Raw genomic sequence first — 25,536 nt, forward strand, 5'->3', positions numbered from 1 at the left:
AATTTCGGGCTGAATCAAAAATCCACCGACACCGAAACCTTCAACGTCCGCGGCGTCCCCTGGGTCAGATACCCGCCATTGGCCGACGCCCAATAGGCCTCATTGGCGACATTCTCAAGATTGGCGCGCAGCGTGACGTCCCGGTCATCGAACCCGAAGGCATACCGCGCCCCCAGATCGAAGCGACTCCACGCCGGAATGCTTTGGGTGTTGGCGGCATTGAGATATTGCCCGCCCGTGCGCAGCATTCTTGCACTGAGTGCCGCACCTTCAAGCCCCGGCACGTCCCAGTCCGCCCCCAGGTTGAACTGGAAACGCGGCACGCCGACGGCGCGGTTGCCGTCGTTGATGCCGTTGGCACTGCCTTCGATTTCAGTCTTCATCACGGTTGCGCCGCTGAGCAGGCGCAGGCCGTCGAGCGGTTCGCCGTAGAGGTTGAGCTCGATGCCTTTGTTCAGTTGCTGGCCGTCGAACCGGAAGATCCCGTCCTGGGTGAAGCTCGACGGTTGCTCGATGCGGTACACCCCAAGGCTCGCGCCGTAGCTGCCCATGTCCAGGCGTACGCCGGCTTCGATTTGCTTGCTGCGCACCGGGGCGAAGGTGTCGTCGCGGTTGAGTGAAGTGGTCGGTGGCGTTGGACCTTTGGCCAGGCCTTCGATGCGGTTGGCGTAGAACGACACATGCTCCCAGGGCTTGATCACCAGACCGAAAACCGGGGTGGTGATCGACGCGTCATAACTGGACGTTCGGGCGCCGGAAGTGCTGCTCCAGCCATCGACCTTCAACGACTGACGGCGCGCACCGAGGGTCAGCAAGACGCGGTCGTCGAAGAATCCGAGGGTGTCGGCGATGGCGCCGCTGCGCAGGGTATTCTTGCCAACGATGCGCGGGTCGTGAATATCGCTGCCGAACGAAGTGGCCGCAGGTCGCGGTTGTTCAGTGACGTTGTAGAGGTTGGTGTTGTAGCGCCCGGCACTGCCGATGGACTCGAAGGCCGAACGCTGCTCGCCCCAGATGCCGGCCAGCCCGAGGCTCAGTTGATGACTGATCGGGCCGGTTTGAAGGCGACCGTTCAGGCCGGTCATCAGGCTTTGATTGTCCTCATCGTGGGGCGGGTAGAGCATGCCGCCACGGGCGTTGCCATCGAGATCGGTGACGGTCAGCGATGAGTACACACCGTTTTCGCGGGTGTGTTTGGCACCGCCCGCGACATAGGCTGTCCAGGTTTCGCTCAGGTCATATTCGGCGCGGGCCATGCCGAACGTGTCCTCCAGTTGCGAGTAGCTCCAGCTCTGCGAATAGGCGGCATTGGCGTCCGGCACCTTGGGTACCTTGTTCAAGGTGGAATCGACATAAACCACCGCGCGCCCCTGATTGATCACCTGCTTCTGGTAGCCCAGATCGGTGGAGAGGCGCAGACGCTCGCCGCGATAATCCAGGCCCAGGCTGATCAGCGAAGAACGCTGGTCTTCATCATCGACGGCGGTATCGCCCTCGCGCTGCAGCAGGTTGAGCCGCGCACCCAACCGGTTGTTTTCGCCGAAACGCTGGCCGAGGTCGAGGTGGCCGCCGATGCGGGCGTCGCTGCTGTAATCGAGGGTGATGCTGCGGGTCGGCGTGTCGCCGGCGCGTTTGGGTTGCACGTTGACGCCGCCACCGATGCCGCTGCCGCTCGGCGTCACCCCGTTGATAAAGGCGTTCGGCCCTTTGAACAACTCGACCCGTTCCAAGGCTTCGGTGGCGATGATCTGGCGTGGCAGGACGCCATACAGGCCGTTGAAGGAAATATCATCGGAGGCCAGCGACAGGCCGCGAATGATGAACACCTGGGAAAAATTGCCGAAACCGGCGGACTGCCGCACTGAGGCGTCATTGAGCAGCACGTCGCCGACGGTCCGGGCCTGTTGGTCGGCGATGGTTTTGGCGGTGTAGCTGGTGACGCTGAAGGGCAGGTCGTTCAGCGCCTGATGACCGAGCATGCCGATCTGCGCGTCGCGGGCGACTTGCCCGCCGCCGTAGGTGTCCGGGCTGTCGTCGCCCAAGGCACTGACGTTGGTCGTGTCCAGTTCCAGCGCAGGGCTGGCGGCCTCTTCAGGCTTCAAGGTGTAGCCGTTGTCGCGGGTACTGATCAGGACGAAGCCGCTACCATCGAGCAAGTGCTGAAAACCTGATTGCACACTGAAATTGCCGTGCAGCCCCGGGCTCTGGCGGTTGCCCAGTAATGCCGGGTCGAACGACAGCGGCACGCCTGCCTGAACGGCAAATTGCGCCAGTACCTGACTGAGCAAGCCCGGATCAATTGAAATGTTGCGACTGGCGCTAACAATGTCTGCCGCATGGCTGTGGATCGGCAGCAGCGCCGCGCAGCTCAGGGCAATGCGCAAAAAAGAATGCTTGAACATCAACGACTGACCGCGTCAGACCCTCGGTTCGACCGACAACCAGTAGCGCGTCATGCGGCTGATGTTCAGCGGAAGGGTATCGCTGAGCAGGCGCAGACTGGCGTCGGTGTCACGCAAGGAAAACGCACCCGACACCCGCAACGCCGCGACGTCCGGGTGGCAACGCAATACGCCCGACCGGTAGCGGCTCAGTTCGCCCAGCAGTTCATCCAGGCGCATGTTGTTGGCCAGCAGCATGCCCTTGTCCCAGGACACGGCCTCGATGTCGAAGCGTTCCGGTGCATCGAGCCTGTTCAACTTGAAGCTCTGGCGCTCGCCGGCATTGAGGGTCGTGCTTTCATGCAGCAGTTGCGGCGTGACCACCACTTGCCCTTCGAGAACTGAAACATGGCTGCGCGAGCCCTTGGTCCGTACGCAAAACCGCGTGCCCAGCGCACGTGCAGTGCCGTGGGGCGTTTCGACGATAAAAGGCCGGGCAGCGAGGTCTTTCGCGGTGCTGATCAGCACCTCACCATCGAGCAACATGACGCGCCGCTCACGGGGGTTGAAAGCAATATTCACCGCACTGTCGGTGTTAAGCAGCAACTGACTGCCATCGGGCAATTGCAGATTTTTCTGTTCGCCCACGGCGGTGCGTTGATCGGCGGACCATTGCTCCCAGGGCAGGTGTTGCGAAGCGATGCCCAACGGACCGGCCATCAACAGCAAGCCCAGACGGGTGAGGGTCTGACGACGGCTCAGGCCTTCTTTGCGCGAAGCCCGTTGCAGAGTCTGGATCGCGAGGTTGGCCGGCACACCACGAAAATCCCCAAGCAGCACTTCGGCCCGTTGCCAGGCTTGGGCATGCTCGGCGCTGCGGCTGCGCCACTGGGCGATAGCGTGGTGATCGGCCGGTGTTGCGGTGCCGGAATGCAATTGCACCAGCCAATCGGCGGCTTCGCCGAGAATTTGCGGGTTGATCATCGACGAGTTCATCAGGCGACACTCAGGCAGGCAATGAACGCCGCGCGCATGTGGCGCTTGACGGTGATCAGCGAGACATTCAGCCGCGTGGCGATCTGCGCATAAGTCAGGCCTTCGATCTGCGACAGGAGGAACGTGTCGCGGGTCGCGGCCGGCAGTTCCCGTAGCAGCGCTTCGATGCGCCACAGGGTTTCGAGGATCAGCAGACGGGTTTCCGGCGACGGCACTTCAGCCACCGGCAGGTACGCGATGGTTTCCAGATACGCGCGCTCGATGTCCTGGCGCCGCCAGCGGTCAATCACCAGACCCTTGGCAATGTGCGTCAGCAACGCCCGCGGTTCGCTGCCCAGCGGTTTGACCACCTGGCGCGTCAACAGGCGCAGGAACGTATCGTGGGCCAGGTCGGCCGCATCACAGCGGTTACCCAGTTTGCGGTGCAGCCAACCTTGCAGCCAACCGTAATGTTCGCTGTAAAGGGTGTGGACTTGCTGGTTCAGAGGCTGATCGGCGGACGACATGGCGGGCAGATACTCGACTCGGGCATCCTGCGTGAGTGCAATTAAGAATTGATCGCATTCTAGTGGCCCGGACCGAGTGATGGCAATTCTCATTTGGAACTTTTTTCAGGGAAGATGTCGGTGGCCTCCTCGACTTCTGAGGAATTGGCTATTTGTGCAATCCGCCTGGGGGACTAACGTAGTGACACACCCACTTGCCCTGGAGCACGTAATGCAACCGCGCATCGATTTCTACACCGCTAGCCCTGACGCCCTGAAAGCCATGATTGCCCTGGAAACCGCTGTTTCCAAGCTGCCACTGGAAAAGAACCTGATCGAACTGGTCAAGCTGCGTGCTTCGCAAATCAACGGCTGCGCGTTCTGCATCGACATGCACACCGCCGACGCGATCAAGGGTGGCGAAACTCCGCGTCGCCTGTTCGCCGTGACGGCCTGGCGCGAGGCGCCGTTCTTCACCGAACGTGAACGTGCTGCGCTGCTGTGGACCGAATCCCTGACCCAACTGAGCCTGACTCACGCCCCGGACGAAGACTACGAAGTGGTCGCCGCCCAGTTCTCGCCCAAGGAAATGGTCGACCTGTCCGTGGCCATCAGCACCATCAACAGCTGGAACCGACTGGCCGTCGGCTTCCGCAAAACGCCTCAAGCCTGAGTATTCAGCAAGCGTGCCGAGCCTCAATGCGCATCGGCACTTGGCGCGGCCGGTGGTTGCACCTTGCGCATCAAGGGCACCATCGCCGTGGCGATGACGAAGCACATCCCGATCATCAGGAACGCGTCGCCGTAGGTTTGCGTCTGCGCTTCGCGGTAGGTCAACAGCCAGAGCTGATGCAGGCTGGCCGTCACGCCGACATCGCCGCTCTGGCCCAGGGCGGCGAAGTTGTTGCCGACCTGGGACAGCCATTGGTTGAGCGCCTCGTTGGTGCTGTTGAGATTTTCCGCCAACCGGGTGAAGTGCAGGTTGGTGCGATCGTTGAGAATGGTCGCGCACGCGGCGATGCCGATGGCGCCGCCCAGGTTTCGCATCAGATTGAATAAGCCTGAAGCATGTTTGAGCCGCGACGGTGCGAGGCCGCCGAGGGTCAATGTCACGGCCGGCGGCACCGCCAGTTGCTGGGCAATCCCGCGCAGGGCTTGCGGCAGCATCAATTCCTTGGCCCCCCAGTCATGGGTGATCGGGCTGAAATCCCACATCGATAAAGCGAACAGGCCAAGGCCGGTCATCATGATCCAGCGCAGGTCGACGCGGTTGGCCAAAAAGGCGTACAGCGGAATCGCCATGATCTGGAACACACCGGTGGAGAAAACCGCCAGACCAATGTCCAGCGCGCCGTAACCGCGAACCCGGCCGAGAAACAGTGGCGTCAGGTAAATGGTGGCGAACAGGCCGATGCCGGTGACGAACGAGAAGAAGCAGCCGAGGGCGAAGTTGCGGTCCTTCAGGGCGCGCAAATCGACGATCGGGTTGGCCACGTGCAGCGTCCGACCAATAAACGCCAGACCCGACAGGCCACTGATCCACGCGGTGGTCAGAATCGTGCTGTCGCTGAACCAGTTCCAGCGTGGGCCTTCTTCGAGGGTGTATTCCAGGCAGCCGAGGAACAGCGCCAGGAACACCATGCTTATATAGTCGGCGCCTTTGAGCAGCGACAGTTCCGGTTGATCGATCTTCACCAGCATCGGCACGGCCACCGCGACGAAAATGCCGGGGACGAGGTTGATATAGAACAGCCAGTGCCAGGACGAAATATCGGTGATCCAGCCACCGATCACCGGCCCGAGAGTCGGCGCCAATGAGGCTACAGCGCCGATGGTCGCGGCGGCGATCACCCGTTGTTTGCCGGTGAAGAAGACGAACGCGGTGGTGAACACCATCGGGATCATCGAGCCGCCAAGAAACCCTTGCAGCGCGCGGAAAGCGATCATGCTCTGGATGTTCCAGGCCGCGCCGCAGAGCAGGCTGGTCAGGGTGAAACCCACGGCTGAGGCGCAAAACAGCCAGCGCGTCGAAAATACTCGCGAGAGCCAGCCGGACAGCGGAATCACGATGATCTCGGCGATCAGGTAACTGGTTTGCACCCATGCGGTCTCGTCGGTGCCGGCGGACAGCCCGCCGCCAATGTCACGCAGCGACGCCGAGACGATCTGGATATCCAGCAGCGCGATGAACATGCCGATGCACATGCTGGCGAAGGCGAAGACTTTGGTCGCCGTCGCCATGTTCGCGGCATTGAACGGTTGCGCCGGGGCGGCGAGGGCGCGGCTCATGGCGCGCTGGCCACGGCTGTGGTTTCAGGCTCCTTGCGCGTGTCGACTTCAGCGGTCACCGACAGACCGGGGCGCAGGTGACCGAGCACGCTGTCGGCCGGGTCGAGGTGAATTCGTACCGGCACCCGCTGCACGATCTTGGTGAAGTTACCGGTGGCGTTTTCCGGTGGCAGCACGCTGAATTGCGAACCGCTGGCCGGCGCGAGGCTGTCGAGGTGACCGTGGAATTCCTGGCCAGAGAGCACGTCGGCGTGAATCACCACCCGTTGCCCCGGCACCATGCGCGCCAGTTGGTCTTCCTTGAAATTGGCATCGACCCACAAACCGCTGGATGGCACCACCGACAGCAGTTGCGATCCGGCCTGAGCGTAGGCGCCGACCCGCGCCCGGCGATTGCCGATCACGCCGTCCACCGGGGCTTTCAATTCGGTATAGCCGACGTTCAATTGCGCCAGATCACGCTCGGCCTTGGCTTGGATCAACGCGGCGCGGGCCTGCTGTTTCTGCGTGGCGATCACGTTCAACTGCCGTTGTGCGGCAAGCAGTTCGGCCTGGGCACGGTTGCTTTGGGCCTGGGCGGTCTTGAACGTGGCGTTCGCTCGCTGGGCGCTTTCCACCGACACGGCGCTGGTGGTAACCAGGCGTTTGTAGCGCGCATCGTCATCCCGCGAACGGGCGGTTTCGGCCCCGGCGGCATCGATACCGGCGCGGGCCTGGCCGATCACCGCCTGTTGCAGTTGCTCGGTGGCGTCGAGATTGGCGAGCAAGGCTTCTTCAGCCGCCACCGCGCCTTCGGCCTTGGCCAGGTTGGCGCGGTAATCGCGCGAATCCAGACGAATCAACACGTCGCCAGCCTTGACCTTCTGGTTGTCGGTCACCAGCACTTCGTCGATGTAACCGGCGACTTTCGACCCGATCACCGTCACGTCGCCGCCGATGTAGGCGTCGTCGGTTTCCTCGATGAAACGGCCAGTCGTCCACCAGTGCGTGGCGTATACGCCAACCAGCACCAGAGCCGCGATGCCTAATGTCGACAGGAGCAGGCGTTTGAGCAGGGGAGGTTTGGTGGTGGTCAGCGGGGCAGCCAGGGCAGGTTCAACGGAAGACATGCTGGTCATGGAGGAATACCTGTCGGAGCGGCGTTATTTATGATGAATGTAATATGACGCAGGTAATATATTGTTGCAATTGGTTTGTGCTGCCGGTCGTCAGGTCCTATTTCAGCCAGTCACCGGGGGTGATGCCAGTCATGTCCTTGAAGAACGCGATGAAGGCACTGTCGCTGGAAAATCCCAGCTCGAAAGCGCTGAAACCGATGTTTCGCCCGGTCGTGAGCAGTTCAATGGCGCGCATCAGGCGCCATTGTTGGCGCCATTGCTGATAACTCATGCCGGTTTCACGTTGGAAGATTCGGCCGATGGTGCGGCCGCTGGCACCTATCTGCTCTTGCAGTGACTGAAGTTTCGGCGGCAGCTTTTCGATGGTCGCGAGAAGTGGTGCCAGGCGTTTGTCCGACGGCAGCGGGAGCAGCATGGGTTGTCGGGCTGCGTCACGAATTTCGCTCAGGCACAGCGCCAACAAATGCACGTACTTTCCCTGCTGCCAAGCCGTGTCGAAATCTGCGTGGGCGATCGACTCCAGCACCGCCCTCAGCAACGGGTTGACTTCAATCACGCAGACCTGCTGCGGCAGGTCTGCGCACAACGCGGGGCTCAGGTAAATGGAACGGTAATCGACGCTCTGTTGCATCACGGCGCGATGGGCCACACCGCAAGGAATCCAGGCCGCGCGCGAGGGTGGCAGCAGGCACAATTGCTGGGCAAGGGTGATACGCGTACAGCCCTGACGGGTAAACAGCAGTTGCCCGCGTTGATGATGATGCATGCCCGAATCGTGATCACCGAGGGCGGCGGCGATGCCGACAACCGGTGCATTGAAGCTGTCAGGATCAAAAGACGCGTGGGCGTCGAGCCAAGCCATGGTTTGTCCGATTTCAGAGATAAGTTGGCAGGATCCTGATACTACGACAGTTACGACTTCTTAAGCTGCACGGCAGTTTCTTTCGAGAGTGAAGTCGTGATGAATGATAAAAAAATCGTCGTATTGGCGGTCGCGCTGTTGATGTTTCCACAGTTGGCGCAATCCATTTACAGCCCGGCGCTGGTAGACATTGGCCGAGTCTTCGGCGTTGGGCAGCAAGCATCGGCGCAAATGCTTTCTGTGTATTTCCTGGCGTTCGCGTTCGGCGTGGTGGTATGGGGCCGGATGTGCGACCTGATCGGGCGTCGTCCAACGATGCTTGCGGGGTTGGCCCTGTACGCTGCAGCTTCGTTGATGGCGCTCAGCGCAAGCACGTTCAATGCTCTGTTGGCCGCCCAGGGCGTGGCCGCATTCGGCGCTGCGGTAGGCTCGGTCGTTACGCAAACCGTGTTGCGCGACCGCTTCAAGGGGGCGGCACTCGCTCAGGTGTTTTCGATTATGGGCATCGCGCTAGCCGCCAGCCCGGCCATTGGATTGTTCACCGGAGCAAGCCTGGTGCATGGCTTCGGATATCCAGGCGTGCCGGGAGGGCTTTTGCTGCTATCCGTTGGACTGTGGTTCTGGTGCCTGCGGGTTTTACCGGAAACCCGACCACAGCATGTGGCGTCGCCCGCGCTGTTCGAGACGTCGTGGCAAATGCTGCGGGATCGAGACATTTGGCGTTCGACGTTGTTGGTAGCGGTCTTCAACATTGGCTTGTTCAGCTACTACAGCCTGGCTCCGTTCATGTTTGAGCGGCTGGGGCTGAGTGCGAAAATGTTCGGCTACAGTGGCGTCATTCTCGCCCTGGGTTCCGGTCTGGGAGCCGGGCTCAATAAACGGCTGCTGCAGCGCGGGTTGAGTAGTGCGCAACTCATACAGGTGGCGGGATCACTGACATTGGTTGGCGCCAGTTTTGTCTGGCTGATGGAAGACACTGCGCTGTTCGTGCTGGCGATGGTGTTGGTGGTTCTGGCCTTCGGCATGGCAATCCCGAACATCCTCGGTTCGGCGCTGGTCAACTATGGTGATCGATTGGGTACGGCCGGCGCGCTGTTCGGTTTGCTGTATTACCTGTTGATAGGTGGCGGATTGATGCTGGCAGCCTGGGGGCAGACGCTGGGTGGGACCCTGATGATCTGTGCGGTGGTGGCCTGGTTGTTGGCGTGCATCAAGCCACCGAAGGACCAGGCGTGATCAACCCATCAGTGAAACGGTCGCCTGACAATCTGCTCGCTACCCTGTCAGGCGACAGACTTCAAATGATCATTGGCTGGTCAGACTGGCGCCGGCTACCGCCAATCCATCTTTCCCGTCGCGACTGCTGACCCCAACCAGCCAAGCCTCCAACACCGCAGGATTAGCCTTCAACCACGCCTTCGCCGCCGCCCGTGGCTTCTGGTTCTGGTTCAGCACCGCGTCCATCAGCTGGTTCTCCATCACCAAACTGAATTCCATGTTCTGCAGCAATTTGCCGACGTTGCTGCACTCCTTGAGGTAGTCCTTGCGCACGTTGGTGTAGACCGTGGCCTGGCCGAAGTTGGGGCCGAAGTATTCGTCGCCGCCGCTGAGGTACTTCATCTTGTTGCGGGTGTTCATCGGGTGCGGTTCCCAGCCGAGGAACACCATCCATTCGTTCTTGCGCGTGGCGCGTTTGAGTTGCGAGAGCATCGCCGCTTCGCTGGATTCGACGATCTTGAAGTCCTTCAGGCCGAAGGCGTTCTTGTCGATCATGCTCTGGATCAGCCGATTGCCGTCGTTGCCCGGTTCAATGCCGTAGAGCTGGCCGTTGAGCTTGTCCTTGAATTTGGCGATGTCGGCAAAATCATGCAACCCGGCGTCGTACACGTAGTCGGGCACCGCTAGGGTGTATTTGGCGCCGTGCAGGTTGGCGCGCACGGTTTCCACGGTGCCGGCGTCGCGGTAGGGCTTGATGTCGTTTTCGGTGGTGGGCATCCAGTTGCCGAGGAACACGTCCAGCTCCTTGCCCGAGGACAAGGCGCGGTAGGTCACCGGGATCGACAGCAGTGTGGTCTTGGTTTTGTAGCCCAGTGATTCCAGCACTTCGCTGGCGACGGCCGTGGTGACGGTGATGTCGGTCCAGCCGACATCGGAGAAACGCACCGTGGCGCAGGATTCCGGTTCCGCTGCCTGGGCCAGCAGCGGCAGACTCAGAGATGCAAGCAAGAGCAAGGCTTTCATGGATCAACTCCTCGAAGGTAAACGTCGGCAGCGGTTTGGGGGGTTCGGTTTTCTTGTTGTTGTGGGTGTGGCGAAACCTGCCTGTGGCGAGGGAGCTTGCTCCCGCTCGGCTGCGCAGCAGTCGTAAGTCTCAGGCTTGATCGACACCAAACCAGTTCAACGCCGCCGGTTCGGTATTGAGGTAGATGTGCTTTAGCTCAGTGAACTCATCGAGCCCGGCCCGCGAAAGTTCGCGACCAATACCGCTGGATTTGTAGCCGCCCCAAGGCGCCTGCGGGAAAGCGGCGTTGTAGTCGTTTATCCACAGGGTGCCGACCCGCAGGCGCTTGGCCATGCGATACGCCTTGCCAATGTCCCGGGTCCAGACGCCCGCCGCCAGGCCGTAAGGCGTGTCGTTGGCCAATTGCAGCGCTTGGGCTTCGCCGCTGAAACGCTCGACGGTGATCACCGGGCCGAAGATTTCTTCGCGGGCAATACGCATGTCGGCGGTGACATTGCCGAGCAACGTCGGGCGCAGCCAGAACCCGCGTTCGAACTGTTCGGGAATCGTCCCGCCCGCCAGCAACGTCGCGCCTTGTTCGACGGCGCCGGCAATCATCGTCAGGATCAGATCGCGTTGCCCGGCGGAAATCAGCGGGCCCATTTGCGTCGATTGATCGAGGCCATTGCCCAGGCGAATCTTCCCGATCCGCTGCTGCAACGCCTCGACAAACCGGTCGTGAATCCCGTCCTCGACCAACAGTCGCGAGCCGGCCGAGCAGATTTGCCCGGCATTGAAAAACACCGCGTTCAGCGCCTGATCCAGTGCCACATCGAAATCGGCATCGGCGAACACAATGTTCGGATTCTTGCCGCCCAGTTCCAGCGCCACACGCTTGAAGTTGCCGGTGGCCGCACGCATCACTTTGCCGCCGGCTCCGGCGCCACCGGTCAGCGACACCAGGTCCACGTCATGGCTGGCGGCAAGCAATTCACCGACATCGCCCGGGCCGCACAGCAGGTTGAAAACACCGTCGGGCAAACCGGCTTGTTTCAGCAATTCGGTCAAGCGTTGGGCCGTCATCGGGGTCAGGCTGCTGGGCTTGAACACCACGGTGTTGCCGGCGGCGAGGGCCGGGGCGATTTTCCACACCGCTTGCAGCAGCGGGTAGTTCCACGGCGCGATCAAGGCACACACGCCCACCGGTTCGCGTTGGTTGAAACTGATGACATGGGTCGGCGCATGGCTGTTGACGCTGGCGCTTTCGCTTTCCAGCAGCGCGGCGTAGTAGCGAAAAGTCGAGACCACGCTGCCGATGTCAGCCAGGCTTTCGCCCAAAGTTTTACCGGCGTTGAGGGTTTCCAGGCGGGCGAGGTGCTCGGCGTCCTGTTCGATCAAACGGGCGATTTGCTGCAACAGTTGAGCGCGTTCGGTGACCGGCATGGTCGGCCACGATCCTTGATCGAAAGCCTGGCGCGCAGCCTCGATTGCCCGTTGTGCATCCTCCGGGCCAGCGACGGCTACTTGGGCCAGGACTTCTTCGTTCGCGGGGTTGATCACGTCGCGGTAGCGCGGAGTTTGTGGTGCTTGCCAACTGCCCGCAATGAACAAACGAATCTGCAACATGTGCCTCTCCAGTCAAGGGTTCGTGCTGTTCACTATGGCGGTGGGCGCAACGCGGCTCTTGATCAAACGCGGCATAACCACGCCGTTTTCCCACGGTTGCGAAGTCGCGCAATAGCGGCAGCCAATGTCGTTTCCCGTCAAGTGCGCGCAAGGCGTCTCTCTACACTGCCAGGCAACCGATCAACATCTGTGGAGCACGGGATGAATCAACCTGTCGAGCAACTGAGAGTCCGCCTGGCCTGCGCGTTTCGCTGGGCCGCGCGGCTGAACCTGCACGAGTCCATCGCCAATCACTTCAGCGTGGCGGTCTCGGGGGACGGTCGGGAGTTTCTGATCAATCCGTACGGCAAGCATTTCTCGCGGATCAAGGCCAGCGACTTGCTGTTGGTCAACGCCGATGAGCCCGCCAGCCTCGACCGCCCCGACGCGCCGGACATCACCGCGTGGGCCTTGCACAGCGCCTTGCACCGCAACCAGCCTCACACCCGTTGCATCCTGCACACCCATTCGAAATACGCGACAGCGCTGGCGTGTCTGGCGGATTCGCGGCTGCAACCGATCGAGCAGAACTGCATGCGCTTTTTCGAGCGAGTGGTCATCGACGATGGTTTTGACGGCATGGGCCTGGGTGATGAGGCGGAGCGGGTCAGCCGCCTGCTCGGGGACAAGCCAATTTTGTTGATGGGCAACCATGGTTTGCTGGTGGCGGCGCCGAGCATCGCCCAGGCGTTCGATGATCTGTACTACTTCGAACGCGCCTGCGAGACCTACATCACCGCGCTTTCAACCGGCCGCGAGTTGCGCGTCGCCAGTGATGAAATCGCGCGCAAGACCTGCCGGCAATGGCTCGATTATCCGGGCTTTGCCGACAAGCATTTCAACGCGCTGATGGGAATTCTCGACGAGGAAGAACCGGGCTATCGCCTGTGAGTTCAGTCCGCCTCGACTGGCCGCTGCTCCTTGCGCAGCGGCTGGCGCATCACCGGGGCGGTCCAGATTTGACTGCGGTCTTCGCTGGGCGGGCAGCCGAAGCGGGCACGGTAGGTGCGCGAGAAATGCTCCAGTGAACCGAACCCTGAACAGGCCGCCACTTGCGCCACGCTCAGGCGCGTCTGTTGCAGCAAACTGTGGGCCTTGGCCAGCCGCAGAGTGATGTAGTACTTGAGCGGCGACAGGCCGGTTTGATGCTTGAACTGGCGCTCCAGTTGTCGCCGCGACAGCCCGACCTTGTCGGCAATCGCTTCGCAATCGAGCGGTTCTTCCAGCGCCTGTTCCATCAACTGCACGGCACGGCGAATCTTGCTGCCGTACAGCCCGGTGTTGGTCAGGCCGCCGTCGAGTTGATTGTCGGCCGGCGCGCGCACCTGACCCATCAACAGATGCATGCCGATTTCCCGTGCCAGTTCGCTGTCGACGCTCTGGCCGATCCAGCCAAGCAGCATGTCCAGTGTCGTTGTCGCGCCGGCGCAAGTCATGCGCTGACGCTCCAGCGTATAGAGCTGCGGCTTGGCGTGGACCCGTGGATAACTTTCCTGAAAACCCTGCAGATTGTCCCAGTGCACGGCGGCCTCGTAGCCGTCGAGTACGCCGGCGGCGGCGAGCAGTTCGGTGCCGGTTTCCACGCCCATCAACACCGCGCCGAACAGCGCCTGCTTGCGCAGCCAGCTCTTGAGCGCGAGATTGCGACTGTGTTTGTGCACATCGAAACTGGCGATCACCAGGCACACATCAAAACCCTGATCGGCCTTCAAACCGTCATTGGCGACGGTGACCAAACCGTTGCTGGCCTGCACCGGTTCGCCGTCCAGCGACAACAGCGACCACTGGAACAACTGGCGCTGAGTCAGCCAATTGGCGATGGCCAAGGGTTCCAGCACGGCCGCCAAACCGAAGTTGGAAAACGACGGCAATAGCAACACCGCAACTCGCAATGGCGCGACATCGCCGCGCCGCCAGGTGAAGGTGGATTGCGAAGGCATTGCGCTGTCAGGTGCGTGGTTGCTCATACGTCGCCTCTATCGTTGCTGCGTCTGCCATTGCGGGTGAATCCAGACCGGCGCTTCAGATCCCGCCAGCGGTGGCAGGCCACGAATCATGTCGCTGGCCTTTTCCGCGATCATCACCGTTGGCGCGTTGGTATTGCCGCTGACAATCACCGGCATGATCGACGCGTCCACCACGCGCAAACCATCCAGGCCATGCACGCGCAGTTGCGGATCGACCACCGCTTCCAGGTCGCCCGCCGGGCCCATCTTGCAGGTGCCGCTGGCATGGTAGCCGGTTTCCGTGACTTGCCTTGCCCACGCATCCAGCGCTTCATCGCTTTTTACGTGCCGGCCGGGCACCAGCTCTTCACCCTTGAATGCGGCCATGCTCGGTTGCTCGATGATCTCGCGCACCAGTCGCGCACCGGCACGCATGTCGGCTCGATCCTGCGCGGTTTTCAGGTAATTGAACAGGATGCGCGGTGGCTGTCGAGGGTCGGCGCTGTTGAGCGTCACGCTGCCCAGACTGGTGGGGCGCATTAGGTCGATGTGGATCTGAAAGGCGTGATCCGGCACCAGGTCGACGCTGCCGGGTTTCACCGCCAGCGGCATGAAGGTCAGTTGCAGGTCGGGATGCTCGACCCCGGCCCGCGAACGAATAAATGCCCCGGCCTCAAAATGATTGCTCGCCGCCAAGCCGTCGTGGGTGGCGAACCAGCGGGCGCCGATCCACCATTTGCCCGGCGCGATGGTCCACGGATACAGCGACACCGGTTTTTTGCACAGGTACTGCACGACCGTGTCCGGGTGATCGTTGAGCCGCCGGCCGACGCCGGGCAGATTGTGTTTGACGCTGATCCCCAGGTCGCGCAGTTCCGCCGCCGGGCCGACGCCCGAGAGCAGCAGCAACTGCGGGGAATTGATCGCGCCGGCGGTCAGCAGCACTTCACGTCGGGCAAACGCTTGATGCGTCTCACCGCTTTGTTCGTACTCGATGCCCACCGCGCGCGAACCCTCAAACAGGATGCGCAACGCCAACGCATCGGTGGTCACGCGCACGTTGCCCCGGCCCAGCGCTTCGCGCAGATAGCCACGTGACGTGCTCCAGCGCCGGCCGTTGCGGGTGGTGCGATCCACCGGTCCGAAGGCTTCCTGGCGATAACCGTTGAGGTCGCTGCTCAAGCCATATCCGGCCTCGGCACCGGCCGCCAGAAACGCCGCGCACAACGGCGTTTGCGTATCGCCGGGCGTGACATGCAGATGCCCGGTCGCGCCGCGATAATCGTCCGCACCATCGGCATGGGTTTGCGCACGTTTGAAGTACGGCAGCACGTCCTGATAACGCCAGCCTTCGCAGCCTTGTTCGGCCCAGCCGTCGTAATCCCTGGCATGGCCGCGTATGTAGACCATGCCGTTGATCGACGACGAACCGCCGAGCGTGCGGCCTCGCGGCGTGCCGATCCGGCGCCCGCCCAGATACGGTTCCGGTTCGGAGCTATAGCTCCAGTTGTAGCGCGTGCCGCCCACCACCAGACCCACGGCGGACGGCATGTCGATGGTCCAGCTCTGGTCAGCCGGCCCGGCCTCCAGCAGCAAAATCCGCACGGTGGGGTCTTCGCTCAAGCGATTGGCCAACACACAGCCTGCGGACCCGGCGCCCACAATCAGGTAATCAAACGCATGGTTGGCCATGGTTCGGGGTGCTCCATCAATAGAAAGTCATGACACACCCTCTGTAGGAGCAAAGCTTGCTCGCGATGGCGGTGTGTCAGGTGACATAGATGTCGGGTATTACTCCGTCATCGCGAGCAAGCTTTGCTCCTACAGGATCAGGCTATGGAAGCCCCATGAATCCCGTTAAACACCAACCGATGAAAGTGATGCACCAAATGCTCGCTTTCATTGCTGCGCTGGGCGTCGATCATATAGCGGCCCTGGTTGTAACCCAGCGAGTGCAGGCCTTTCTGCACCGAGATGTTCAGCGCGATGTCTTCGGGCCCGAGGTCTTCGTTCATCCACTTCATGCACGACTGGCTGACCGCCGCGGTCTCGGCGTTGTTGGAGTAGTAACCAAAGCGCAGCAGCGAGCGCTCGGCGTCCAGCGGAATCATGATGAACGAGCCCAGGAACTCCGAGAACGGGAAGGTGTAGAAGGTGTTATTCGGCCACATGCCGATGTTGAAAAAGCACTCATCGGGGTTGAGGTCTTTGCGCAACGGCACGCCGTAGGCTTCAGTCACCGAGAGATTGGCCGGGGCAATGTAGGTCCACCAGTTGTCGCGTTTGGTCAACTGATAGCCCTTGAAGTCGATGAGCTTGGCCAGGTCGATATGGCACGGGCCCGACAACTTGAAGTGATAGCCCTCGATGGAGTTGTCCATGATCACCTTCCAGTTGGCCGGCACGATCACGTCCTGTTCCTCGATCAGGCGCATGTTGGCCAAGTCGGGGAACACCCGATGCATTTCCTCGTCGGCGCCGGGGAACAAGTCGCGCAGCGACGGTGCATTCGGGTCGAGGTTGAAATAGATGAAACCGCCCAGTTCCTCGGTGCGAACCTGCGGAATGTTGAACTGCTGCAACTCGAAGTTTTTCATCTTCTCGCAACGCGGCGCGCTGCGCAGGCTGCCGTCCATTTCGTAGCACCACGAATGATAGGCGCAACGCACCACGCCACCGGTGGTGCCGCGACGTTCTTCGAGCAGGCGATTGCCGCGATGCTGGCAAACGTTGTGGAACGCATGGATCTGCCCCTGACGATTCTTCGCCACCACCACGCTCTGGTCGAACAGATCCGTCACCACGTACTGCCCCGGCTCGGCGAACTCGCTGACGTGCCCGGCTACATGCCAGGCGTGCATGAAAATGTTGTCGCGCTCAGCCTTGAACAGGGTCTCGTCGTAGAAATAACGCGAGGGCAGGGTGAACGCCTCTTCGGGGTCCTGATGATCCCAGCCGTCGATCGAACTTTGGGTTTTGAGGTTCTGGATATTGTGCATCGGGATGATCTCCTCGGTGACTGGCGCCGCACGGTACGGCTTCGTTCTGGGACCTAATCTAGGGCGCGAGGAGGGAGGCAGATTGATGGAAAGCGACCAGTTGGCGGGTGAAAACATCAAGGACAAAGTCAAAAGATCGCAGCCTGCGGCAGCTCTTACAGATACCGCGGACGCTGCAAATTTCAGGTCTGCATTGGCCAATGTAGGAGCTGCCGGAGGCTGCGATCTTTTGATCTTGAAATGAGTCTATTTGACTGCTATGTAGTCGTATTAACTATTTTTGCATGTGGTCGTAATGACTTGTTAGTGTTTCAAGCTACTGAAAATAAACCATTTAAAAATTGGCACGCTTCGTGATGTATCCAAAGCATCGCAACCGAAGCAGGAAATCGCCATGCCCCGTTCAATCCCCCTCAGCTTTACCCTCTGCCTGTTGCTTTCCCCCTTGTGCATGGCCGATCAAGTGGTCCGCGAGGTTCCCGACACCACCGCCGGCAAAGGCTTCGGTGCACTCACCGGGTTGATGGTGGGCGCGGTGGGCGGGCCGGTCGGGGCGCTGGTTGGTGCTGGCGCCGGATTCTTTGCCGGTAGCTCGGTGCAGGAAGCGGCCGGCCTTACCGAAACCGCTTACGAAGTCAAAGACACCCAAGGTGAAATCAGCACTGTGCGCTCGCCTAATGCCCGCTTCGAACCGGGCCAGCAAGTAACACGTAAAGGCGCGCGCCTGGAGCCTCAGGACAGCTGAGCCCGCCGTCGATTCAAAGCACACCACGAACTCCTTTTTAGGATCCGGTCATGGGTCGGATCCTCTTTTTTCTCAGCGCCCATCGTCAGTTCGTTGAACGGTACTGATCGATTTATAACGAATCACGTGCACGAAGAACTGTATTGAAGGTTTCCCGTTTTGGCGGGCGGACGAGCCGCAACTCGTCTGCCCGTCTTTTTTTTATGGGGACAGCAGCAGTGTCGACGGATACAGGCAGTTGCGGATATCCATGACAATTTCCGGCGGCCTTGCGCCATGGGCCGGGGTCAGGACATGCAGAAGCAACACGATCACCGCCATCGGACTTCTCAGATGTGCCGCCGCGTGATCAGTCGTTCGCGTTGCCACAATCGGTGCCCGCCACCAAATACTTCAGGCTTTTCACATTGCCGTGGGAGTCCCGGTAAATCATGGTCACCGGCGATGGATGGCATTTGTCTTGCGGTTCCGAGATGGAAATAACCTGCGCAACGTCCAGGTGCATGCCGTAGTGGTATTGCTCGGCGTCGGAAGGGGATTGCGCGAGCGCCGAACCTGAGCACACCAGCGCAAACAACATCAGTAGCTTTTTCATGACGATCACCTTTTTTCAGGTAATAGCCTCCTGGGCAGCGGCTTTCGGCGCCGACGCGCAACGGGGCGGATTATCTAACGGTCGTGGGCGGTTGAGCCCTGTAGTGACGGGGGCTTACAGGCCGATCAGGTCGCGGTGCACTTCCAGCGCATTGCGTTCGACCCAGTTGTGCTGCAACAAACCATCGGCGCGCACTTGCCACACGGCCGTGCCGAGCATTTCGAACGGCGTGCCGCAGGAGCGTCCACCGATGAAACCGCGGTTTTTACCGCAGAGTTTCCAGCGTGACGCCACGCGCGTGCCGTCGGCGTTCTGAAAGGTTTCGATGGCGCCGAACTGGAAGTCGTCGATCTTCGCCAGGAACGCGCCGATCCACTGGATGAACTGATCGCGGCCCCTTATTTCAACGCCACCGGAGGTGATGACAAAGTCTTCGGCGACGAACCTGGCTGCGGCTTGCGGATCGCGTGCCTGCCAGACCTCGCGCCAAAAGCTTTCGACGATCTCTACAGCTGTGTTGGATGACATGGTGTTGCACCTCTTGGATAAGGACATGGTTGCCCGGGTGTTTGAAACCGGGCCTTGGACCAAAGTATTCGGTCTTTGCCATCTAGAAGTCGAACGCATAATATTTATGGCATCCAGTAGCGTGGCGAATACATCATGCAATCCAGCGACCTTGAAATCGACTTGCTGCGCGCGTTTATCGCGGTGGCGGAAACCGGCAGTTTCACGGCAGCGGCCGAGGTGGTGGCGCGTTCCCAATCGGCGGTGAGCCAGAAAATCATCCGTCTGGAAGAGATCCTCGGCATGCGCGTGTTCGAGCGCACCAGTCGTACGCTGACGTTGACGGCGGAGGGTGAGCGACTGTTGGTCGGGACGCGAAAAATGATGCTGCACTTCGACAGTTTCATGCGTGAGATGCGCGCGCCGGTAACGGTCAACACCCTGCGTCTGGGCATCTCCGAGAACCTGGTGCCCACGCAGTTGCCGCGTTTGCTGTCGCGCTTCAGCAAGTTATATCCCGACCTGGAACTGGAGCTGACCACCGGGCTGAGTAACGACCTGCTGGCCGATCATGAAGCGGGGCGGCTGGATGTGGTGATTTCCAAGCGCAAGATGGGCGCCGCTCAACGCGGCCGCATCATCTGGCGTGAGCCGTTGGTGTGGATTGCTGCGAAGGACTACGAAATCGAAGCGGCGCGACCGTTACGCCTGGTGATGATGCGACCGCCCTGCGCGTATCGCGCGATCATGGTCGAGGCGCTGGCCTCGGTGCAGCGGGAATGGTCGTCGGCGTGTCTGGCGAGCAATCTCGGCGGGGTTCAGGCCGCCGTGGCTGCCGGGCTCGGAGTTACCGCCCTGGGCACGTCGTTTTTGCAGGAAGGCATGCGGATTATCGAGCCGTCGGAAAAGCTGCCGACGCTACCGTCCACGGAAGTCGCGGTGATCGGCGACGAGCCCCGCACCCAACATCTGCTGCAACCTCTGGTCGCGTTGCTGACCGAAGGTCTGATGTCGGGTACGAGTCTCACCGGATAGCTAGCGCGATCAGACGCGTTCAAAAATCGCCGCAATCCCCTGACCACCACCAATGCACATGGTCACCAGCGCGTAACGGCCGCCGGTGCGATGCAGTTCGTGAATGGCTTTGGTGGCGATGATCGCGCCGGTCGCGCCGACCGGGTGACCGAGGGCGATGCCCGAGCCGTTCGGGTTGACCTTGGCCGGGTCGAGGTCCAGTTCCTGGCTGACTGCGCAGGCCTGAGCGGCGAAAGCGATGTTGGCTTCGATCACGTCGAGGTCGGCGACGGTCAGGCCGGCACGCTTGAGCGCCAGGCGCGTAGCGGGGATCGGGCCCAGGCCCATCAGCTCCGGCTCGACGCCGGCGTGGGCGTAGCTGACCAGACGGGCCAGCGGTTTCAAGTTGTTGACTTGCACCGCGGTGCCGGTGGCCATGACCAGCGCAGCGGCACCGTCGTTCAGCCCGGAAGCATTGCCGGCGGTGACCGAGCCGTCCTTCTTGAACGCAGGCTTCATGGCGGCCAGTTGTTCCAGGGAGGTGGCGCGCGGGTGCTCATCGACGCTGAACAGTTTGGTGCCCTTGCGATCCTGGATTTCCACGGTCGCGATCTGCTCGCTGAAGTAGCCGTTGGCGATCGCATGGGCCGCACGCTTCTGGTCTTCAAAGGCCAGAGCGTCCTGCATTTCGCGGGTGATGCCGTTGCGCGCGGCGACGTTCTCGGCGGTGATGCCCATGTGGATGCTCTGGAACGGGTCGTGCAGGATGCCGAGCATGTAATCGACGGCTTGCACGTTGCCCATGCGCGAACCCCAGCGGGCGGACGGCAGCAGATACGGGCCACGGCTCATGGATTCGGCACCGGCACCGACGACGATGTCGGCATCGCCGAGCAGCAGGGTCTGTGCGGCGTTGATGATCGCTTGCAGGCCCGAACCGCACAGGCGGTTGACGTTGTAGGCCGGGGTTTCCTTCGGGATGCCGGCGTTCATCGCGGCGACGCGGGAGATGTAGGCGTCGCGGGTTTCGGTCGGGATCACGTTGCCCATCACCAGATGACCGACCAGCGCCGGGTCTACGGCGGCGCGTTGCAGCGCGGCTTTCACGGCTGTGGTCGCCAGATCGGCCAGTGGCACGTCCTTGAGCGAGCCGCCGAACGTGCCGATGGCGGTACGGGCGGCGCTGACGACGTAGATTTCTGGAGTGTTCATGGCTGGTTTCCTTTCGGTGGATTCTTATCTGTACTGCGATTGAGCAGGGCGTTCAAGGCTGTTTTCGCCTCATCGCTATTGAGGCGCTGAATGAACAGCGTGTTTTCTTCGCGCAGGGTGGCTTGCAGTTCTTCCATGCCGGGCTGCTTCATCAGTTGCCGGGATTGGTTCAAGGCCTGCTGAGGCATTGCCAACAAGCGTTGGGCGATTTTCTTTGCCGCCGCCAGGCATTGCTCGCCGTCATCGAAGGCTTCATTGGCCAAACCCCATTCAACCGCTTGAGCACCGTCGAGGCTGTCACCCAGCAGCAAAAGGCGTGTGGCCCGGGCCTGGCCGAGCAGGCGCGGCAACAGCAGGCTGGCGCCGAACTCCGGGCACAGGCCGAGGTTGACGAACGGCGTGCGCAGCTTGGCGTTGCGGGTCACCAGCACCTGATCGCAATGCAGCAGCAGGGTGGTGCCGATGCCGATGGCGGCCCCGCACACGGCTGCGATCAGCGGCTTTTGCAGATGCGTCACGGCGCGCATAAAGCGAAATGCCGGGCTGTCCAGGTGGGTCGGCGGTGCTTGCAGGAAGTCCACCAGGTCGTTGCCGCTGGTGAAGCAGTTCGGGCCACCGGTCACGATGATCACCCGGACTTCATCGTTTTCCTCAGCGGCAAACAACAGGTCGGCCAGCCGCATGTACATGGCGTTGGTCAGCGCGTTGAGCTTGTCCGGGCGGTCGATGGTCAGCGTCAGCACGCCATCGTTCAGTTCTTGTTTGATCAGGTCGGTCATGGAAGGCGCCTGCGGGTTCGGTTTGGCGGCCACTTTAAGCGTCAGGCAAACCCCGCAGCTATGACAAAACGGGTCAACCGGGCTGATGCTTTTTGCCATGTGCGCGGTGGACACACCCATTCGGGGTATGGTGCCACCGGTTGAATCGCCCAATAGTAGGTGCATCCGCTCATCCAGAGCCGAACTCGCTTGATAAGGTGCATTTGCTATGGGCAAGACACTGCTTAAGGTGATTTCCAGTCTGTTTGTTGTACCGCTGACCCTGAATGCCTACGCCGCCGAGGTAAACGACAGCAACACGCTACGGCTCTATAACTGGGCGGATTACATCGGCGAAAAGACCCTGGCCGATTTCGAAAAGGCCAGCGGCATCAAGGTCATCTACGACACATTCGACGCCTACGAAACGGTGCAGGCCAAGTTGCTCACCGGTCATTCCGGTTATGACCTGATCGTGCTGAACGCGTCCCTCGCGCCACCGCTGATCCAGGCCAAGGTGTTCCAGCCGCTGGACAAAAAACTGCTGCCGAGCTGGACCAACCTTGATCCGAAAATCTTGCAGGACCTGCAAGGCTTCGATCCGGGCACCACGTATTCGGCGCCCTACACCTGGGGCAGCAACGGCATCACCTATAACGTCGACAAGATCAAGGAGCGCATGCCGGACGCACCGATCGGTTCGCTGGCGATGATTTTCGATCCGAAGATCGTCGCCAAGTTTGCCGACTGCGGCGTGACCCTGCTCGACGCACCCACCGAAGTCATTCCCATGGCTTTGACGTACCTGGGGCGCGACCCGCGAAGCGCCGCGCCGGAAGACCTGAAAGCTGCCCAGGCGTTGCTGTTGTCGGTGCGTCCGTACATCCGCAAGTTCGACTCGGTCAATTACCTGACCAGCCTGCCCAATGGCGATGTGTGCATGGCCATGACCTGGTCCGGCGATTACGCGACCGCCATGGCCCGCGCCGCAGAAGCCAAGAAAGAGATCAACCTGGCCTACTTCATTCCCAAGGAAGGCTCGCTGATCTGGTTCGACAACATGTACATCCCGGCCGACGCCCCGCACGTGGCCAACGCCCACAAGTTTCTCGAGTACCTGATGCAACCGCAGGTGATGGCCGATGTGAGCGATTACATCAACTACGCCAACAGCAACGCCGCCGCCACCCCGTTGCTCAACGCCGCGGTGCGCGACAACCCGGCGATTTACCCCGATGCACAAACCCGTGAGCGGCTGTTTCCGCAGAAGACCCAGAACGCCAAGGACATGCGGGCCATGACCCGGGTCTGGAGCACGGTGAAAAGCGGGATCTGATTTGTTCGAACGTTAGTCAATTCGGTTAGAGGTTTATTTATGGCGACGCCAACACGCACCGTTTTTTCCCCAGCGGACGAGTCCCGGCTGGTCAAGGCCGACAAGGCCCACCATATGCACGGCTATCACGTGTTCGACGAACACGCCGAACAAGGTTCGCTGAACATCGTTGCCGGCGACGGCGCCTACATCTACGACACCCAGGGCAACCGCTTTCTCGATGCCGTGGGCGGCATGTGGTGCACCAACATTGGCCTGGGCCGCGAGGAAATGGCCGAGGCCATCGCCGATCAAGTGCGGCAACTGGCTTATTCGAATCCGTTTTCCGACATGTCGAACAACGTGGCGATCCAGCTCTGCGAGAAGCTCGCCAGCCTGGCGCCGGGCGACCTCGACCATGTGTTCCTGACCACCGGCGGCTCCACCGCCGTGGACACCGCGTACCGGCTGATCCAGTACTACCAGAACTGCCGTGGCAAACCGGAAAAGAAACACGTCATCGCGCGCTTCAACGCGTATCACGGCTCCACCACGCTGACCATGTCGATCGGCAACAAGGCTGCCGACCGGGTGCCGGAGTTCGATTACGCCAATCCTTTGATTCACCACGTCTCCAACCCCAACCCGTACCGCGCACCGGACGGCATGGACGAGGCGCAGTTCCTTGAGTTTCTGGTCAAGGAATTCGAAGACAAGATCCAGTCGATTGGCGCGGACAAGGTCGCCGGTTTCTTTGCCGAGCCGGTAATGGGCTCGGGCGGGGTGATCATTCCGCCCAAGGGCTACCTCAAGCGTATGTGGGAAGTCTGCCAGCGCTACGACATCCTGTTTGTCGCTGACGAAGTGGTGACTTCGTTCGGACGGTTGGGCAAGTTCTTCGCCTCCCTCGACGTGTTCGACGTGCAACCCGACATCATCACCACCGCCAAGGGCCTGACCTCGGCGTATCTGCCGCTGGGTGCGTGCATCTTTTCCGACCGCATCTGGAAAGTCATCGCCGAGCCTGGCAAGGGCCGCTGCTTCACCCACGGCTTCACCTACAGCGGCCATCCGGTGTGCTGCACGGCGGCATTGAAGAACATCGAAATCATCGAGCGGGAAAACCTGCTGGCCCATGTCGACGATGTCGGCGGTTATCTGGAACAACGACTGGCCACGCTGCGGGATTTGCCGTTGGTGGGCGATGTGCGCTGCCTGAAACTGATGGCCTGCGTGGAGTTCGTTGCGGACAAACGCACCAAGGCGCTGTTCGCCGACGAGATCAACATCGGCGAGAAAATCCACTCGCGCGCCCAGGCCCGGGGCTTGCTGGTGCGGCCGATCATGCACCTCAACGTGATGTCGCCACCGCTGATTCTCACCTATGAGCAGGTGGATGAAATCGTCGAGATCCTGCGGGTGTGCATTCTGGAAGTGGCGGCCGAGCTTGAGGCGAGCGGACAGTACGCCGTCCAATGATTTCGTCAGTGCGGCTGTTACCAAGGGCTTGCTCAGCCGCTAGACTGCGGGGCATGAGCAAACCAAACGACGATACGCTGATCGCGATGCCCTTCGGGGCATTGCATAAATGGCATGGGGGAATGCGCGAGGCATTCGCCCATGTCGATGAGCCTGACGCCCTGCAGTACCTGGCGTCAGCGTTGGGACAACTGGTGTCCATCGAGTCGGTGATGATCAGCCTGGAACGCAAGGACCGCGCACCGCAGTTGCTGCATCAGCGCGGCATCGCGCAGGAGTTTCAGGTCTCGATTCTTGAGCGCTATTTTGCCGGGGGGTATTTGCTCGACCCGTTCTGCCTGGCGGTGGAGCAAGGGCTGGCGCAGGGGTTCTATCACCTGGAGGAAATTGCGCCGGACAACTTCTTCGACAGCGACTACTACAAGACCTATTACCTGAAGGCGAACTGTTCGGAAGACAGTTACTACATCGTCGATACCGGCAATGACACGAAAATTTCCGTCAGCCTGTTTCAAGGTTTCGGCGGTGAATGCCTGGGTGTCGAACAGCTGAATCTGTTGCGCGCCGTCGAACCGCTGGTGCGCGAGTTCATCAGCGAATTCAGTCAGCGTGGCCTGCAACGTAGCAGCGAGATCCAGGGCAATAACGATCAAGGCCTGCGCGATGACCTCAAGCAACGGGTGCAATCGGCCTTCGAGCAATTCGGTTGCGACGTGCTCACCGAACGCGAGCGGGAAGTGGCGCACATGGTGCTCAGGGGCCACTCGGTGAAATCCACGGCGAGCCAGATGAACATCTCACCGGAAACCGTGCGCATGCACCGCAAGAACCTGTACCTGAAACTGGAGGTGGGTTCGCAATCGGAATTGTTTGCGTTGTTTATTGAGTGGTTGCGCAGGCATTAACAAGCAAAAGATCGCAGCCTGCGGCAGCTCCTACAGATGAACAC

At 60.9% G+C, this 25,536-nt stretch carries 24 protein-coding genes; 9 read left to right on the forward strand and 15 right to left on the reverse strand.

Annotation, left to right across the window (positions count from 1 at the left end):
• Positions 1-14: 14 nt before the first annotated feature.
• From ACW9JC_RS07330 to ACW9JC_RS07340, 3 genes are read right to left on the reverse strand one after another with little or no spacing between them, the layout of a single operon-like run.
• A complete protein-coding gene (locus tag ACW9JC_RS07330) occupies positions 15-2,402 on the reverse strand; it encodes a TonB-dependent siderophore receptor (RefSeq protein WP_457454393.1) in 2,388 nt (795 codons plus the stop codon).
• Positions 2,403-2,417: 15 nt separating this feature from the next.
• Entirely contained in the window at positions 2,418-3,377 is a 960-nt protein-coding gene (locus ACW9JC_RS07335; protein ID WP_457454394.1) for a FecR domain-containing protein, read from the reverse strand.
• A complete protein-coding gene (locus tag ACW9JC_RS07340; RefSeq protein WP_457454396.1) occupies positions 3,377-3,883 on the reverse strand; it encodes a sigma-70 family RNA polymerase sigma factor in 507 nt (168 codons plus the stop codon). The genes ACW9JC_RS07335 and ACW9JC_RS07340 overlap by 1 nt, the downstream gene beginning before the upstream one ends.
• 211 nt (positions 3,884-4,094) lie before the next feature.
• On the opposite strand from ACW9JC_RS07340, the gene ACW9JC_RS07345 reads away from it, so the two are divergent.
• Positions 4,095-4,535: a carboxymuconolactone decarboxylase family protein gene (locus ACW9JC_RS07345; protein ID WP_457454397.1), complete on the forward strand. Its 441-nt coding sequence runs from the start codon at positions 4,095-4,097 to the stop codon at positions 4,533-4,535.
• Positions 4,536-4,558: 23 nt separating this feature from the next.
• On the opposite strand, the gene ACW9JC_RS07350 is transcribed toward ACW9JC_RS07345, so the two are convergent.
• The 3 genes from ACW9JC_RS07350 to ACW9JC_RS07360 all read right to left on the reverse strand — a co-directional run bounded on the left by ACW9JC_RS07350 (position 4,559) and on the right by ACW9JC_RS07360 (position 8,131).
• Positions 4,559-6,151 carry a DHA2 family efflux MFS transporter permease subunit gene (locus tag ACW9JC_RS07350; RefSeq protein WP_457454398.1) on the reverse strand — a complete coding sequence of 531 codons (1,593 nt, stop codon included), beginning with the start codon at positions 6,149-6,151 and terminating at the stop codon, positions 4,559-4,561.
• Positions 6,148-7,269, reverse strand: coding sequence for an HlyD family secretion protein (locus tag ACW9JC_RS07355; protein WP_457454399.1), 1,122 nt, complete (start codon positions 7,267-7,269; stop codon positions 6,148-6,150). Before ACW9JC_RS07355 ends, ACW9JC_RS07350 begins: the two co-directional genes overlap by 4 nt.
• A gap of 97 nt (positions 7,270-7,366) precedes the next feature.
• Positions 7,367-8,131, reverse strand: a complete 765-nt coding sequence (locus tag ACW9JC_RS07360) for an AraC family transcriptional regulator (RefSeq protein ID WP_338582087.1) — start codon at positions 8,129-8,131, stop codon at positions 7,367-7,369.
• 99 nt (positions 8,132-8,230) lie between these two features.
• Here ACW9JC_RS07360 and ACW9JC_RS07365 point away from each other — a divergent pair, with 99 nt between their 5' ends.
• Positions 8,231-9,367: an MFS transporter gene (locus ACW9JC_RS07365; RefSeq protein WP_338582086.1), complete on the forward strand. Its 1,137-nt coding sequence runs from the start codon at positions 8,231-8,233 to the stop codon at positions 9,365-9,367.
• Positions 9,368-9,436: 69 nt separating this feature from the next.
• Here ACW9JC_RS07365 and ACW9JC_RS07370 read toward each other — a convergent pair whose 3' ends face one another.
• Both ACW9JC_RS07370 and ACW9JC_RS07375 read right to left on the reverse strand, forming a co-directional pair.
• Positions 9,437-10,372 (reverse strand): choline ABC transporter substrate-binding protein, encoded by a 936-nt coding sequence (locus ACW9JC_RS07370; RefSeq protein WP_457454401.1) that lies wholly within the window; start codon positions 10,370-10,372, stop codon positions 9,437-9,439.
• Positions 10,373-10,502: 130 nt separating this feature from the next.
• The gene (locus tag ACW9JC_RS07375; protein WP_457454402.1) at positions 10,503-11,978 is read right to left on the reverse strand and encodes an aldehyde dehydrogenase family protein; all 1,476 of its coding nucleotides are present in this window, start codon (positions 11,976-11,978) and stop codon (positions 10,503-10,505) included.
• A 201-nt stretch (positions 11,979-12,179) separates the two neighbouring features.
• On the opposite strand from ACW9JC_RS07375, the gene ACW9JC_RS07380 reads away from it, so the two are divergent.
• Positions 12,180-12,908 (forward strand): class II aldolase and adducin N-terminal domain-containing protein, encoded by a 729-nt coding sequence (locus ACW9JC_RS07380; RefSeq protein ID WP_457454404.1) that lies wholly within the window; start codon positions 12,180-12,182, stop codon positions 12,906-12,908.
• 2 nt (positions 12,909-12,910) lie between these two features.
• Here ACW9JC_RS07380 and ACW9JC_RS07385 read toward each other — a convergent pair whose 3' ends face one another.
• The 3 genes from ACW9JC_RS07385 to ACW9JC_RS07395 form a co-directional block, all read right to left on the reverse strand.
• Positions 12,911-13,984 carry a GlxA family transcriptional regulator gene (locus tag ACW9JC_RS07385; RefSeq protein WP_416129160.1) on the reverse strand — a complete coding sequence of 358 codons (1,074 nt, stop codon included), beginning with the start codon at positions 13,982-13,984 and terminating at the stop codon, positions 12,911-12,913.
• Positions 13,985-13,993: 9 nt separating this feature from the next.
• Positions 13,994-15,655 (reverse strand): choline dehydrogenase, encoded by a 1,662-nt coding sequence (locus tag ACW9JC_RS07390; protein ID WP_457454405.1) that lies wholly within the window; start codon positions 15,653-15,655, stop codon positions 13,994-13,996.
• Positions 15,656-15,792: 137 nt separating this feature from the next.
• On the reverse strand, positions 15,793-16,962 hold the full coding sequence (locus ACW9JC_RS07395) for an aromatic ring-hydroxylating oxygenase subunit alpha (protein WP_457454407.1): 1,170 nt from the start codon (positions 16,960-16,962) through the stop codon (positions 15,793-15,795).
• An 85-nt stretch (positions 16,963-17,047) separates the two neighbouring features.
• Between ACW9JC_RS07395 and ACW9JC_RS07400 the strand changes: the two genes are divergently transcribed.
• Together ACW9JC_RS07400 and ACW9JC_RS07405 are read left to right on the forward strand one after the other, a co-directional pair.
• On the forward strand, positions 17,048-17,206 hold the full coding sequence (locus tag ACW9JC_RS07400; protein WP_457454408.1) for a hypothetical protein: 159 nt from the start codon (positions 17,048-17,050) through the stop codon (positions 17,204-17,206).
• A 150-nt stretch (positions 17,207-17,356) separates the two neighbouring features.
• Positions 17,357-17,707, forward strand: a complete 351-nt coding sequence (locus tag ACW9JC_RS07405; RefSeq protein ID WP_416129163.1) for a hypothetical protein — start codon at positions 17,357-17,359, stop codon at positions 17,705-17,707.
• Positions 17,708-18,056: 349 nt separating this feature from the next.
• Here ACW9JC_RS07405 and ACW9JC_RS07410 read toward each other — a convergent pair whose 3' ends face one another.
• Together ACW9JC_RS07410 and ACW9JC_RS07415 are read right to left on the reverse strand one after the other, a co-directional pair.
• Entirely contained in the window at positions 18,057-18,302 is a 246-nt protein-coding gene (locus ACW9JC_RS07410; RefSeq protein ID WP_457454410.1) for a DUF2790 domain-containing protein, read from the reverse strand.
• Positions 18,303-18,416: 114 nt separating this feature from the next.
• Positions 18,417-18,830 (reverse strand): ester cyclase, encoded by a 414-nt coding sequence (locus ACW9JC_RS07415; RefSeq protein WP_457454412.1) that lies wholly within the window; start codon positions 18,828-18,830, stop codon positions 18,417-18,419.
• A gap of 135 nt (positions 18,831-18,965) precedes the next feature.
• Here ACW9JC_RS07415 and ACW9JC_RS07420 point away from each other — a divergent pair, with 135 nt between their 5' ends.
• Complete coding sequence (locus tag ACW9JC_RS07420) at positions 18,966-19,844, forward strand: LysR substrate-binding domain-containing protein (RefSeq protein ID WP_457454413.1); 879 nt, start codon at positions 18,966-18,968, stop codon at positions 19,842-19,844.
• A 9-nt stretch (positions 19,845-19,853) separates the two neighbouring features.
• Here ACW9JC_RS07420 and ACW9JC_RS07425 read toward each other — a convergent pair whose 3' ends face one another.
• Complete coding sequence (locus ACW9JC_RS07425) at positions 19,854-21,035, reverse strand: acetyl-CoA C-acyltransferase family protein (RefSeq protein ID WP_448108689.1); 1,182 nt, start codon at positions 21,033-21,035, stop codon at positions 19,854-19,856.
• A complete protein-coding gene (locus ACW9JC_RS07430; RefSeq protein WP_457454423.1) occupies positions 21,032-21,814 on the reverse strand; it encodes an enoyl-CoA hydratase-related protein in 783 nt (260 codons plus the stop codon). The genes ACW9JC_RS07425 and ACW9JC_RS07430 overlap by 4 nt, the downstream gene beginning before the upstream one ends.
• A 208-nt stretch (positions 21,815-22,022) precedes the next feature.
• On the opposite strand from ACW9JC_RS07430, the gene ACW9JC_RS07435 reads away from it, so the two are divergent.
• The 3 genes from ACW9JC_RS07435 to ACW9JC_RS07445 are packed head-to-tail and all read left to right on the forward strand — an operon-like array spanning position 22,023 to position 25,492.
• Positions 22,023-23,129 (forward strand): polyamine ABC transporter substrate-binding protein, encoded by a 1,107-nt coding sequence (locus ACW9JC_RS07435; protein ID WP_457454415.1) that lies wholly within the window; start codon positions 22,023-22,025, stop codon positions 23,127-23,129.
• 39 nt (positions 23,130-23,168) lie between these two features.
• The gene (locus tag ACW9JC_RS07440; protein ID WP_457454417.1) at positions 23,169-24,587 is read left to right on the forward strand and encodes an aminotransferase; all 1,419 of its coding nucleotides are present in this window, start codon (positions 23,169-23,171) and stop codon (positions 24,585-24,587) included.
• A complete protein-coding gene (locus tag ACW9JC_RS07445) occupies positions 24,584-25,492 on the forward strand; it encodes a LuxR C-terminal-related transcriptional regulator (protein WP_457454419.1) in 909 nt (302 codons plus the stop codon). Before ACW9JC_RS07440 ends, ACW9JC_RS07445 begins: the two co-directional genes overlap by 4 nt.
• Positions 25,493-25,536 lie beyond the last annotated feature (44 nt).

This window comes from Pseudomonas sp. SDO5591_S426 (genome assembly GCF_054070755.1).